9 protein-coding genes are annotated in these 13,189 nt (G+C 69.7%); 7 read left to right on the forward strand and 2 right to left on the reverse strand.

Annotation, left to right across the window (positions count from 1 at the left end):
- Positions 1–2 precede the first annotated feature (2 nt).
- The 3 genes from arfA to L324_RS36625 are packed head-to-tail and all read left to right on the forward strand — an operon-like array spanning position 3 to position 5,336.
- On the forward strand, positions 3–1,547 hold the full coding sequence (arfA, locus tag L324_RS36615; RefSeq protein WP_037319854.1) for an arabinosylfuranosidase ArfA: 1,545 nt from the start codon (positions 3–5) through the stop codon (positions 1,545–1,547).
- Complete coding sequence (locus L324_RS36620; RefSeq protein ID WP_037319856.1) at positions 1,540–3,303, forward strand: glycoside hydrolase family 35 protein; 1,764 nt, start codon at positions 1,540–1,542, stop codon at positions 3,301–3,303. The genes arfA and L324_RS36620 overlap by 8 nt, the downstream gene beginning before the upstream one ends.
- A 35-nt stretch (positions 3,304–3,338) precedes the next feature.
- Positions 3,339–5,336: an RICIN domain-containing protein gene (locus L324_RS36625; protein ID WP_037319858.1), complete on the forward strand. Its 1,998-nt coding sequence runs from the start codon at positions 3,339–3,341 to the stop codon at positions 5,334–5,336.
- A 58-nt stretch (positions 5,337–5,394) separates the two neighbouring features.
- On the opposite strand, the gene L324_RS36630 is transcribed toward L324_RS36625, so the two are convergent.
- Entirely contained in the window at positions 5,395–7,143 is a 1,749-nt protein-coding gene (locus L324_RS36630) for a glycoside hydrolase family 6 protein (protein ID WP_037319861.1), read from the reverse strand.
- Positions 7,144–7,409: 266 nt separating this feature from the next.
- On the opposite strand from L324_RS36630, the gene L324_RS36635 reads away from it, so the two are divergent.
- The 3 genes from L324_RS36635 to L324_RS36645 are packed head-to-tail and all read left to right on the forward strand — an operon-like array spanning position 7,410 to position 10,659.
- Positions 7,410–8,087 carry a response regulator transcription factor gene (locus L324_RS36635; RefSeq protein ID WP_037319863.1) on the forward strand — a complete coding sequence of 226 codons (678 nt, stop codon included), beginning with the start codon at positions 7,410–7,412 and terminating at the stop codon, positions 8,085–8,087.
- Entirely contained in the window at positions 8,080–9,474 is a 1,395-nt protein-coding gene (locus tag L324_RS36640; protein WP_037319865.1) for a sensor histidine kinase, read from the forward strand. Before L324_RS36635 ends, L324_RS36640 begins: the two co-directional genes overlap by 8 nt.
- 57 nt (positions 9,475–9,531) lie before the next feature.
- Entirely contained in the window at positions 9,532–10,659 is a 1,128-nt protein-coding gene (locus L324_RS36645) for an acyltransferase family protein (RefSeq protein ID WP_037319867.1), read from the forward strand.
- A gap of 13 nt (positions 10,660–10,672) precedes the next feature.
- On the opposite strand, the gene L324_RS36650 is transcribed toward L324_RS36645, so the two are convergent.
- A complete protein-coding gene (locus tag L324_RS36650; protein WP_037319869.1) occupies positions 10,673–12,121 on the reverse strand; it encodes a DHA2 family efflux MFS transporter permease subunit in 1,449 nt (482 codons plus the stop codon).
- Positions 12,122–12,340: 219 nt separating this feature from the next.
- Here L324_RS36650 and L324_RS36655 point away from each other — a divergent pair.
- Positions 12,341–13,189 (forward strand): maleylpyruvate isomerase N-terminal domain-containing protein (locus tag L324_RS36655; protein WP_268871971.1); only part of this gene is annotated, 849 nt, incomplete at its 3' end.

The following is a 13,189-nucleotide window of genomic DNA, read 5'->3' on the forward strand; positions in this document are numbered from 1 at the left end:
GCGTGGGCATCAAGATCGAAGCCGACGTCTCCGAGACGATCGGCCCGGTACCGCGGCGGCTGTTCGGCTCGTTCGCCGAGCACATGGGCCGGTCCGTCTACACAGGACTGTTCGAGCCGGGACACTCCACAGCGGACGATCGCGGGTTCCGCGGTGACGTCCTCGCCCTGGTCCGTGAACTCGGGCCGTCCGTCGTCCGCTATCCCGGCGGCAACTTCGTCTCCGCGTACCGCTGGGAGGACGGCGTCGGGCCGGTGGAGAACCGTCCCGTCCGCCTGGATCCCGCCTGGCACAGTGTCGAGCCGAATCGCTTCGGCCTGCACGAATTCGCCGCGTGGGCCGAAGCCGCGGACGTCGAGGTGATGTACGCGGTCAACCTCGGCACCCGCGGGATCCAGGAGGCCGCCGACGTCCTCGAGTACTGCAATCACCCCGGCGGCACGGAACTGAGCGAACGGCGGCGCGCGAACGGCGCCGACCGTCCGTTCGGCTTCCGGTTGTGGTGCCTCGGCAACGAGATGGACGGGCCGTGGCAGGTCGGGCACAAGACCGCCGACGAGTACGGCCGCCTCGCCGCCGAGACCGCGCGGCTCATGCGGATGATCGACCCGGACGTCGAACTCGTCGTCGCGGGGAGTTCGAGCAGTGACATGCCGACGTTCGGGTACTGGGAGCGCACCGTCCTGGGGCACACCGCGGCGCTCGTCGACCACCTGTCCCTGCACGCCTACTACCAGGAACACGACGGCGACGTCGCGAGTTACCTGGCCAGCGCCAGCGGACTCGACGGCTTCATCCGCACCACCGCCGGGATCATCGACGAAGTCCTCGGGAAAGCCGGCCTGGACAAGAAGATCGGCATCAGCGTCGACGAGTGGAACGTCTGGGACCAGCGCCGCTGGAACGAGGTCGAGCAACATGACCTGATCGGCGGCGGCTGGCGGGAGCATCCCCGGATCATCGAGGACGACTACACCGTCACCGACGCGGTCGTCGTCGGCTCGCTGCTCGGCTCCCTGCTGCGCAACGTCGACCGCGTGACGATGGCCAACCAGGCGCAACTGGTGAACGTCATCGCGCCGATCCGGACCGAACCCGGCGGCCCGGCGTGGCGGCAGTCGACGTTCCATCCGTTCAGCCTGGTTTCGGCGCTCGCCAAGGGGAACAGCCTGCGGCTCACCGTCGATGGCGAAACCGTCCACACAGGACTCCACGGCCGGGTCGACGTCGTCGACGCCGCGGCGACCTTCGACGAGGACGGCCACGGTGCCGTCTTCCTCACCAACCGCTCCACCGTGTCCGCGACCGAAGTGCGGTTGCGTGTCCGCGGTGCCCGGCTGGCGATCGAGGAGACCTGGACGGTCTCGGTCCCGGACGGGCACGACCGCCACCTCACGAACTCCGCCACCGCAGAACCAGTCCGGCCCGTCCCGTTGCCCGGGGTGACGGCCGAGCACGATCCGGAAGGAACCATCATCACCGCCACCCTCCCGCCCCTTTCCTGGACCGCGCTCCGGCTGGCCACGGTGGTGGTCCGGGATGCCTGAGTTCAGCATCGGGGAGAACGACTTCCTGCTCGACGGAAAACCGTTCCAGATCATTTCCGGGGCCCTGCACTACTTCCGCGTGCACCCCGACCTCTGGGCCGACCGCATCGACAAGGCCCGCCGCATGGGGCTCAACACCATCGAGACCTACGTCGCGTGGAACGCGCACTCGCCGGAACAGGGCGAGTTCGACGTCTCCGGCGGCCTCGACCTCGACCGGTTCCTCCGGCTGATCGCCGAGGCCGGGATGTACGCCATCGTCCGGCCGGGGCCGTACATCTGCGCGGAATGGGACAACGGCGGCCTGCCGACCTGGCTGCTGCGGGATCCCGAACTCCGGGTCCGCGAGTTCGAACCGCGGTACCTCGCCGCCGTCCGCGGCTATCTGGACGACGTGTTCCGCGTGGTCGCGCCGCACCAGATCGACCGGGGCGGACCGGTGCTGCTCGTGCAGGTGGAGAACGAGTACGGCGCCTTCGGTTCCGACAAGCGGTATCTGGCCGCGCTGACCCACTACACCCGCGCGGCCGGGATCACCGTCCCGCTGACCACGGTGGACCAGCCCACCGACGAGATGCTGGCGAACGGCGGTCTCGACGGGGTGCTGCACCGGACGGCGTCGTTCGGTTCGCAGAGCACCGCGCGGATGAAGACCCTGCGGGAGCACCAGCCGACGGGTCCGCTGATGTGCAGCGAGTTCTGGAACGGCTGGTTCGACCACTGGGGCGCGCACCACCACACCACCTCGGTCGCCGAGTCCGCGGCGGATCTCGACGCGCTGCTCGCGGCCGGCGCGTCGGTCAACCTCTACATGTTCCACGGCGGCACCAACTTCGGCCTCACCAACGGCGCCAACGACAAGGGCGTCTACCAGGCGCTGATCACCTCCTACGACTACGACGCGCCGCTCGACGAGGCCGGTGACCCGACGCCGAAGTACCACGCGTTCCGCGAGGTGATCGCGCGCTACCACAAGGTTCCCGACAGCGTGCCGCCCGAGGCCCGTCCGGCCCCGACGCCGGTCGCGGCCCTGCGGGACCCCGCCTGGCTGCTCGATTCGCCGCGGCGCTGGGGGACCGCGCAGACGCACGAGACCCTGCCGACGTTCGACGAACTCACCCCGACACCGCGTCTGGCGTTCCTGCGGACGACCATCGCCGCCGAACGGCCGGGCGTGCTGACCTTCTGCGAGGTACGCGACCGGGCGACGGTGTTCTTCGACGGCGACCGGCTCGGCACCCTTCTCCGCGAGCACCACGACCGCGCGATCCGGTTGCCCCGGGCGAACGGTGAACTCCTGGTGCTGGTGGAGGACCAGGGGCGGGTCAACTACGGGGAGCGGATCGGCGAGGCCAAGGGGATCATCGGCGGCGCGCGGCTGCACGGTGAACCGCTGACCGGCTGGGAGGTCGTCCCGATCGACGTCGCCGCGCTGCCGGATCTCCTGCCGGAGGTCTCCACGGACGAGAGCCCGGCTGGGCCGTTGTCCGGGCCGGTGGTGGTGCGCGGCGGGTTCGAGCTCGACGAGGCCGCCGACCTCTTCCTCGACACCGCGCTCTGGGGTAAGGGCCTGGTCTGGATCAACGGGTTCCTGCTCGGCCGCTACTGGCGCCGGGGTCCACAAAGGACGTTGTACGTGCCGCGCCCGGTGGTCAAGGCGGGCACCAACGATCTCGTCGTGCTGGAACTCGACACGATGCTCGAAACCGAGGCGCGGTTCGTGCCGAGGCCGCTGTTGGGACACACCGAAGCCTGATCGGCAAACGGATCCGAACGAAGGGCAGTTCACCGATGAACTCGAGAACCACGTTCCGCCGTCTGTTCACCCTCCTCTGTGTACCGCTGACCGTGACCGGGCTGACCGTCGCGACCGCCTCGGCGGCCGACGCGGTCACCGTCCGGCCCGACCCCACCTATCGCCATCAGTCCTTCGAAGGCTGGGGCGCCAGCCTCGCGTGGATGGCCGAGGCGACCGGGCGCTATCCCGACCCCATCCGCACGAAACTGGCCGACATGGTGTTCGGTCAGGACGGGCTGAACCTCACCATCGCCCGGTTCAACATCGGCGGCGGCAACGCCCCGGACGTCCCGCCGTATCTGCGTCCCGGCGGCGCGGTCCCCGGCTGGTGGAAGGCACCCGCCGGGACGACCCGCGCGGACAAGGACTGGTGGACCCCGGGGGATCCCGCGGAATTCGATCCGGCCGCGGACCCGAACCAGCGCTGGTGGGTCGATCGGATCAAGCACCGGGTCACGCGCTGGGAGGCGTTCAGCAACTCGCCGCCGTACTTCCACACGGTGTCGGGCTATGTCTCGGGCGGGTTCAATCCCACCGACGAGCAGCTGCGGACCGAGAAGGCCGGCGATTTCACCGCGTACCTGGCGAAGGTCGCCAAGACCCTGGAACAGGCGCACGGCATCAAGTTCGCTTCGGTCAACCCGCTGAACGAACCCAACACGAACTACTGGAAGACCACTCTCGGCGCCGACGGGAACCCGACCGGTGGCAAACAGGAAGGCGCGCACATCGGCCCGTCGGTCCAGTCGCGGTTGATCCCCGAGATGGCGAAGGCGCTGGCGTCGACCGGTTCGCGGGCGATCGTGTCCGCGCCCGACGAGACCAATCCGGACATCTTCGCCGCCGACTGGAACGGCTGGTCGCCCGAAGCCCGCGCGGCCGCCGGGCGGCTCAACGTGCACACCTACGGCACCGGGAACCGGCCGATCCCGCGCGATCTGGCCAAGGCCGCGGCGAAACCGCTGTGGATGAGCGAGGTCGGCGGCAGCTGGAAGGACGGCCAGGACTTCACGAGTATGGATCCCGGCCTCGGCCTCGCCCGGCAGATCACCGGTGATCTGCGCGAGCTGGAACCGAACGCGTGGATCGGCTGGCAGCCGATCGAGGACTACAACGCGATGAAGCCGGGCGGCGAGCGGCCGGAGGGGATGAACTGGGGCGAGATCCAGATCCCGTTCGACTGCGCGGCGGACGCCACGCTCGCGAACTGTCCGATCAGGACGAACACGAAGTACCACACCATGCGGAACTTCACCCACTACATCAAGCCGGGTGACCGCTTGATCGGCGTGAACGACCCGTCCAGCACCGCCGCGCTGCGCGGGGAGAACCTCGCGACGGTGGTCCATGTGAACGGGGGCGACACCGAGCGGGACGTCACCCTTGACCTGTCCGGCTTCGGGCGGATCCGGCCCGGGGCGAAGGTGACGCCGGTGGTGACCGACGTCGGCGGTGCGCTCCGGACGGGCAAGGCGGTGAAGGTCGACGGCCAGAAGGCCACCCTGCGCGTGCCGGCCCGGTCGGTGACCAGTTTCGTGGTCGACGGTGTCGGTTCGGTCGCGTCCGGTACCGGGCTCGGCTCGGGCAAGGCGTTCGGCTTCTCCGGTGTGCAGAGCGGGAAATCGCTCAGCGCCGAGAACGGTGCGCTGGTCCAGCGGACGACGGACGCCTCCGCCGCGGCCCAGCGCTGGACGCTGGCCGATCGCACCGGCCGGTACGGGAACCGGGACCAGTTCACGATCTCGAACGCCGGGACCGGACAGGTGCTCAGCACGGCGGGTGGCGCGGTGACGCTGGCCCCGGCGGGTACGGACGGTCCCGCGTCGCGCTGGATGATGTCGAGCACGGGTGACGGGACCTGGGCCTTCGTCAACGTGGGGACGGGACAGCTCCTCGACGTGACCGGCGAGTCCCGTGAGGACGGTGCCCGGATCGGGCTCTACCAGCCGACCAACGGGGCGAACCAGCGTTGGCAGGCTCTGGCGCGCTGAAACGCTCGTGAGTGGTAATGACGGTTAGAACCGTCATTACCACTCACGAGACGCACCCCTAGAGCGCCGGGTACGCGTTCTTCATCAGTTCCTGGAACTGGGCGGAGAACCAGTGCCCGGACAGCGGCGCGTCGGGAAGCGCCCCGGACATGTTGTACTGGTTCCGCGGGTTACCGGTGTACGTCGGGTCGCACATCCGGTCGAACCCCTTGCCTTCGGTGTTCGGGATCTCCTTGCTGGCACCGTCGGACTCACCCGGCGGCTTGACCCAGACGTAGGCGTCGATCCCGGGTTCCGGCGCGGCCTTGGGGCGTTCGCCGAGCCCCGCGCCCGCCTGGTTGCACCAGTTGCCGAGGTGGATGCGGCGATCCGTCCGGCTGCCGTTCACGTAGGCGTCGACCGTGGTGGACGGCCCGGGGCCGGTCGGCCGGGCGGCGCCGCCCCAGCCGTTGCGGGAGGTGTCGATGAGCATGCCGACGTCCGCCGAGAACCCGGCGCGGACGGCTTCCTGCCGGAATCCCTGGGCGTAGGACAGTTCGTCGACGTAGCGGTTCCAGTCGACCCACTTCGACGTCCGCACCGAAGTCCCGCCGACACTGTCGTTCACGGTGAAGTGCGGCTCCTTGAGCGCACCGTAGTTCGCGGCGTTGGCGATGAAACCGTGCACGTTGGCCGTCGTGCTGCCGGAGGTGCGTGCGGCCTCGGCCATCAGCGCGGCGGACGGGCCGAGGTTGTCGTCCCAGCCGAGCCAGCCGTGGTGCCCGATGTCGATGTAGTTGTAGACGTTGGGGATCGGGCCGAACTTCGCCAGCGCGTGGCCGACGCCCTTGACGTAGTTCCCGTTGGCCTTCATGACGTCGCATTCCGGCGTGGCCGTCGGACGGGGCGTCACGTTGGTGACCAGGTTCGGCAGCGAGTCGAGCTCGATCACGTTCACGATCCGCAACGTCGAGTACTTCGGATCGGCGAGGATCGCGGCGATCGGGTCGATGTACTCCGTCTGGTACCGCCCGAGTTCGTTCGCCTTGAGTTCGCCGTTCGAGGCGAGCGCCGAGCAGTCACGGCCGGGCAGGTTGTAGATCACCAGCTGGATGACCAACGGTTTCCCGGCGCTCTGCCGGACCGCCTCGTCGAGATGGGCGCGCAACCCCCGGCCGCTGGTCGTGCCCGTGATGGCGGCGATGCGGTCGAGCCAGACGGCGGTGGGCTGGTTCGCGATCCGGGCGCCCCCCGGTTCCGCGGCGGCCTTCGCCGACCAGTCCGGGTTCACATACACCCCGGCGCCGACGTAGGGGTTGTCCACCTTGGGGCCACCCGGGTTCGGGGTGGAGGTCGTGGTGGTGGGGGACGACGTCGTCGGGCTGGTGGTGGTCGTCGTCGGGGTGGTGGAGCCGGTGCAGGTGGTGCCGTTCAAGGTGAAGACCGCGGGTTTCCCGTTGGTGCCGGAGTAGCTTCCGTTGAAGCCGGGGGAGGCGGTGCCGCCGGTGCCGAGCGAACCGTTCCACCCCGCGTCCCGGACGGTCACGCGGGTGCCCTGCTGGCCGAAGGTCCCGTTCCAGCCCTGCTGTACCCGCTGGTTTCCGGGGAAGTCCCACTCCAGCGTCCAGCCGCCGGTGATCGGTTCCCCCAGGTTGGTGACGGTCACGGTGGCCCCGAAACCGGTGTCCCATTGGTTGGTGATCGTGTAGTCGACCTTGCACCCGGGCGCCGCTTCGGCGCTTGAGCCCAAGACCGCCGGTACCCCGACCATCGCGAGTACCGCGGTGACGGCCAGGGGTGCCGAAACACCCTTTCTGCGGAATCTCATGCGTCGCCTCCTTGCGACCGGAATCCGATTTATGGGAGCGCTCCCACGAGGACCGTAAGCGGACGAGCCGGACATGACAAGGTCGGCCGGTCCGTAATGTGGGATCGCTCCCAGAAGGCTACGAAAGGACTAAGCCGACCGGTGGACGGTTCGTCCTGACGGGGGCGGCGCTTCCCCCGGATGGCCTGACCGCCGATGGGTCCGGCCGGTACGCGCTTCCCGGCGCGGTGACCGCGGGTCGCCGGACCGTATGGGATCGTGACCGGATGAGGATCTTGCTCGTGGAGGACGAGCGGCGGCTGGCCGAATCGCTGCGCGCCGGCCTGAGCGCCGAAGGCTATGCCGTCGACGTCGCGCACAACGGCCGTGACGCGCTCTGGTACGCGGCCGAGCATCCGTACTCCGCGATCATCCTCGACATCATGCTGCCGGGTCTCAACGGCTACCGCGTCTGCCGCAGGCTGCGGGAACGCGGCGACACCACCCCGATCCTCATGCTGACCGCCAAAGACGGTGAGGACGACGAGATCGAGGCGCTCGACACCGGCGCCGACGACTTCCTGCCGAAGCCATTCTCCTACGGCGTCCTCCTCTCCCGGCTGCGGGCGCTGATCCGGCGCGGGGGAGCGACCCGCCCCGGCACGCTGCGGCTCGGCGACCTCGAACTCGACCAGGCGAGCCGCGTCTGCCGCCGCGGTACCGCGGTGATCCCCTTGACCACCAAGGAATTCGCGCTGCTGGCGTATCTGCTGCGACGGCAGGGTGAAGTGGTGACCAAGGCCGAACTGCTCGAAAACCTCTGGGACTTCGCGGCGTCGGCGACCGCGAATCTGGTGGAGGTCCACATGAGCGCGCTGCGGCGCAAGATCGACCTTCCGTTCGGGGTGGAGACGATCCGCACGGTCCGCGGCGCCGGGTACCACGTGGTGACCTCCGGTGCCTGACGCGGTGCGCTCGACGCGTTTCCGGGTCGCGCTGACGGCGTTCGCGGCCTCGCTCCTCGCGCTCGGTGTGGTGTCGGCCTGGCTGGTGGCCGATGCCCAGAACCGGCTGGAGAACGGCGCGGCGCAGGTGGCGCGCGCCAGGGCGGCGGCGATCGTCCAGGTGCTCAACACCGGCGCCAAGCCCGCCGACCTGCGCTTGCTCGTGCGGGACTCCGCCTACGAGGTGACCGACCAGCTGGGCAGACGGCTGATCACCTGCCCCGGTCTGCGGCACGGCTCGATCGCCCCGACCGACGGGTTCCAGCTCGGCGATTCCGTGACGGTGCTCCGGCCCGGCGACGTCGATCTGGCGATGGAGGAGTCGGTCGGCTGCCAGTGGATCCTCGGCCGGAACGTCGAGATCACCGAAACCCGGGTACACGTCGCGGCGGATACGAGCGGCGACAGCAAATACCACATCTACGCCGCCGCCAGGGTCGACGAATCCGGTCAGGCGGCGCTCGACGCGGTGCGGACGACCTTGCTCGTGGGTGTTCCGGTGATCGCCCTCCTGATCGGTGTGATCGCCTGGCTCGCGGTACGCCGGGCGCTGCGTCCGGTGGAGGCGATCCGGGCCGAGGTCGCGGAGATCGGCGCGCACGACCTCTCCCGCCGCGTGCCGGCCCCCGGCAGCGCCGACGAGATCGCGAAGCTCGCGGAAACGATGAACACGATGCTCGCGCGCCTGGACACCGCGGTCACCCGGCAGAGCCGGTTCACCTCGGACGCGTCGCATGAACTCCGCACGCCGCTGGCCTCGCTGCGGACGCAGCTGGAGGTCCTGCTCGCGCATCCGGACCGGCTGGACTGGCGCGAAGCCTGCCGCAACGCGCTCCTCGACATCACCCGGCTGCAGGATCTCGTCGCCGACCTCGTGCTGCTCGGCAAGCTGGACAACGCCGTACCCGCACGGCTCACGCCGGTGCGGCTGTCGGAGGTGGTCGAGTCCTGTCGCTCCGGACGGCAGGGGGTGCGGGCCGAGATCACGGGGGATCCGGTGGTTTCCGGCGATCGCGTCCGTTTGGAACGCCTGCTCCGCAACCTGGTCGACAACGCGCAGCGCCACACCCGGACCGGCGTCACAGTCTCGGTGTCCACAGTGGACGGCGGCTGCCTGCTGACGGTCACCGACGACGGCCACGGTATCCCGGCCGCCGACCGCGAGCGGGTGTTCGACCGGTTCGTGCGGCTGGACGACGGGCGTGCGCGTGACGAAGGCGGTGCCGGTCTCGGGCTGGCGATCGTCGCCGAGATCGCCCACGCCCACGGCGGCACCGTCGAGGTCGCCGACCACGACGGCGGGGCCCGCCTCGTCGTCCGCCTGCCGTCGGCGGAAACGCGAAGCTGAAGACGTCTTCAGCTTCCTTAAGCTTCGGTTCAGCGTTCGGGCCCGAACCTTCGGGCCATGTTCCCCGCTTCACGCCGCTCCTGGTGGCGGCCGCTCGGCCACGCCGAGTACCTGGCCTCGTCCTGGTTCCCCGGTCTCACCGGGGTGCGCGCGCTCGCCGCCGTGGCCGTCGTGTTCTTCCACTACGGCGGCCCCGTCGTCGACGGCCTGCAGGGCTGGATCGCCGTCCAGTTGTTCTTCGTGCTGTCCGGATTCCTGATCACCACGCTGTCCCTGCGCGAAGAGGACCGCGCCGGGCGGATCTCGCTGCGGGACTTCTACCTCCGCCGCGTCTTCCGGATCATGCCGGTGTACTTCGTGCTCCTGGCACTGACCACGCTCGCGGTGACGATCGGCGGCACCTACGGGAGCAGCAGGCTCGCCGACGCCATGCCGTACTACCTCGTCTTCGGCAACGAACTCGTCGACTACAACACGCCCTATCCGACCTCGTGGTCGCTGGGCGTGGAGGAAAAGTTCTACCTGGTCTGGCCCGCGCTGCTGGTGCTCACGTCGTTCGCGCGAAGCGGGAAGACGGCGCTGCGACTGCTGCTCGGCGCGTCGGCCGTCCTCGGCGTGGTGCTGTTCGCGCTGCCGCTGGCGCCGTCGCACACCTGGGCGAGTCTCTCGGTGCATTACTGCTCGCTGGTCATCGGCTGCCTGCTGGCGATGACACTCCATCATCCGCGGGGGTTCGCCCTCCTGCGGCCACTGACCAGTCCCGTCGCCGCCCTCGTGCTCGGCTGCGGATTCGTGGTGCTGCAGTTCTCCGTGGGACCGCTGACGAAGGCACTCGGCGGGTACTGGCAGTTCGTGGTCCCGGTCTACGCGGCGGGTTCGGCGCTGCTGCTCGTGGCCGTCGTTTCGCCGGGGCCGGTCCGGGCCCTGCTCGCGAGCAGGCCGATGACCTTCGTCGGCGACCGCTCGTACGCGCTCTACCTCGCCCAGACCGGAGCCGCCGGGGTGACCGGCTGGCTGCTGCCCAGCGGGCTCGCCAAGGCCGCGGCGACCACGGCGGTCGCCCTGCTGTTCGCCTGCGCCCTGCGCCGGTGGGTCGAACAGCCTGCCATCGCCTACGGCCGGAAGGTGATCGGACGACGCGCGCCCGCCGAGCCTCCGGTGGAGGCCACGGCGGGCGCGAGGTGAGCGGATCCCGCTGTCAGTGGTGCGCGGTCGCCGCGCCCGCGCCGGCGCTCTTCTTGACGAACAGGGAGCCGGCGAACGCGGCCAGCCCGACACAACCGGCGACCATGAACGTGGTGCGGATACCCGCGGCGTCGGGGCTGGCCGCCCCCGCGGTGGTCGTGCTCGCCGTGGCCACCGCGATGAACAGGGCGGTGCCGAGCGCGCCGGCGAGCTGCTGAAGGGTGGCGAGGATCGCGCTGCCGTGTGAATAGAGGTGCTCGGGCAGCGAACCGAGGGATTCGGTCATCAGCGGCGTCATCATGAGGCCGAGGCCGCCCATGAGGACGACGTGGATGGCGATGACCGCGACCAGCGGTGATCCCGGGCCGAGCAGGGCGAACAGCCACATCGAGGCGGCCATCGCGGCCGCGCCGGGGATCACCAGGGGCCGGGGGCCGAAGCGGTCGTACAGCGCGCCGACCGGACGGCCGAGCAGCCCGAGGACCAGGCCGCCGGGGAGCACCGCGAGCCCGCTGACGAAGGTGCTGGTGTGCAGGACGGTCTGCAGGTACAGCGGAAGCAGGATCGCCGCGGCGCCGAGCAGGCACATGAACAGCAGCGCCGTCAGTACCAGCGAGACGACGAAACTGCGGTGGGTGAACGGGCGCAGGTCCAGCAGCGCGCGATCTTCCTTCTGGAGGCGCAACTGCCGCCAGGTGAACACCGCGAGTGCCACGACACCGACCGCGATCGGCGCCCACGGCGGCACCGGCTGATGCCCGCCCGCGGACTCGCCGGACACCGACAGGCCGTACAACACGCCGCCGAAACCGAGGGCGGAAAGGATCACCGAAAGCACGTCCAGCGGCACCTTGCGGGTGTCGCTGTCCAACCGCAGCTGCAGCATGCCGACCACCAGGGCGGCGAGCGCGAGCGGCAGCACGATCCAGAACATCCAGCGCCAGCCGAGCGAGGAGAGCACGGCGCCGCCGATGGTCGGGCCGATGGCCGGGGCGACCGCGATGACGATGGTGATCGTGCCCATCGTGGCGCCGCGTTTCTCCACCGGCACCAGGCGCATCACCGTGGTCATCAGCAGCGGCAGCATCACCGCGGTACCGCACGCCTGGATGACCCGGCCGGTCAGCAGGAGCGCGAAGCCCGGCGCGAGCGCGCTGACCAGGGTGCCGGTGCTGAACAGGGTCAGCGAGGCGAGGAAGACCTGACGCGGGGTGAACCGTTCGAGCAGGAACCCGGTGGTCGGGATGACGACCGCCATGGTGAGCAGGAAGCCGCTGGTCAGCCACTGCACGGTGGTGGTCGGGACCTTGAGGTCGACGGTCAGGTCGCGCAGCGCGACGCTGAGGATGGTCTCGTTCAGGATCATCACGAACGCGGAAAGGACCAGCACCCCGATCAGGAGCCCGGCGCGCGCCGGTGCCCTTTCCTGGTCGTGGGAGGTTTCGGGCAGGGTTTCGGTCATCTGTGTGGGGCTCCTGGAGGCCGCGGTCCGCGTTGGGCCGCCTTCGGCGCCGTCAACGGTGACAGCGAAGGCGAGACTGATGTGGGTTCAGTCTGCCTGTGCCGGTCGGTGCGTGTCACGTCGATTTCCGTAGTGAGTACGGCCACTTCGCGCCGGGCGGACGGCCGGTCCGCACGGGAGAGGAACGGATTTCCCGTCGTACCAAGATAAAATCGGGCTGTGACCACTGAGATCACGGCGGATCGATGGCGAGCGGTGCGGCGAGCCTATCGGGTGACGGGAGCGCGTTTCGCCGAAATGGTGAGCGGCGTTCCGGATCCGGACGCGAAGGTCACCGCGGAGTGGACCGTGGCCGACACCGTCGCCCACGTCGCGTTGATCGCGAAGATGTACGTGTCGCTGGCGCGGCCGGACGAGGCCCACCTGCTGGACGCCCGCGGACAGGGGCAGGTCGCGAAGACCACTGTGGACACGGTTTCCGTGCTGAACGCCATGGTGCTGAAGGATTTTCCCGAACGCGACCTCGGCGTACTGGTGTCAGGGTTGCTCGCTGACATCGAGGAAGTGCTGCGAGTGACCGAGGACGCCGACCCGGCGACCCCGCTGCCCTGGCTCGGCGACTCGAAGGTGCCGCTGGCGGGTGTCCTCGCGCATCTGGTCAACGAACTGCACATCCACGGCTGGGACATCGCGCGGGCGCTCAAGCTGCCGTGGACCATCCCGCCTGCCGACGCGGCCTTGTTCTTCGACCTCTTCCTGGTGGGCGTGCTGAGCCAGGACATCGGGCGGCTGCTCGACACCGACGAGCCGCCACGGGAACGGCGTATCGCGGTGGCCTTCCGGTCGGCGTACACGGCTCCGGTCGTGCTGGTGCTGCACCGCGGCCGGGTCACCGTCGAGGAGCCCGGCGGCCCGGTCGACGCGCGGATCTCGTTCGATCCGGCGTCGCTGAACCTGATGTTGTTCCACCGGGTCGGCAAGGCGCGTTCCGCGCTGACACGCAAGATCGTCATCGGCGGCCCCCGGCCGTGGCTGCTGCCCGCCTTCCTGCGCGTGGTCCGCCTGCCG

It is taken from the genome of Amycolatopsis orientalis DSM 40040 = KCTC 9412 (assembly GCF_000478275.1).
In the GTDB taxonomy this organism is placed as follows: domain Bacteria; phylum Actinomycetota; class Actinomycetes; order Mycobacteriales; family Pseudonocardiaceae; genus Amycolatopsis; species Amycolatopsis orientalis.

Bases quoted from the DNA above. Each gene is read 5' to 3' on its own strand.
- L324_RS36620 (WP_037319856.1), top strand. From the start codon at position 1,540: ATGCCTGAGTTCAGCATCGGGGAGAACGACTTCCTGCTCGACGGAAAA.
- L324_RS36625 (WP_037319858.1), top strand. From the start codon at position 3,339: ATGAACTCGAGAACCACGTTCCGCCGTCTGTTCACCCTCCTCTGTGTA.
- L324_RS36630 (WP_037319861.1), bottom strand. From the start codon at position 7,143: ATGAGATTCCGCAGAAAGGGTGTTTCGGCACCCCTGGCCGTCACCGCG.
- L324_RS36635 (WP_037319863.1), top strand. From the start codon at position 7,410: ATGAGGATCTTGCTCGTGGAGGACGAGCGGCGGCTGGCCGAATCGCTG.
- L324_RS36645 (WP_037319867.1), top strand. From the start codon at position 9,532: ATGTTCCCCGCTTCACGCCGCTCCTGGTGGCGGCCGCTCGGCCACGCC.
- L324_RS36650 (WP_037319869.1), bottom strand. From the start codon at position 12,121: ATGACCGAAACCCTGCCCGAAACCTCCCACGACCAGGAAAGGGCACCG.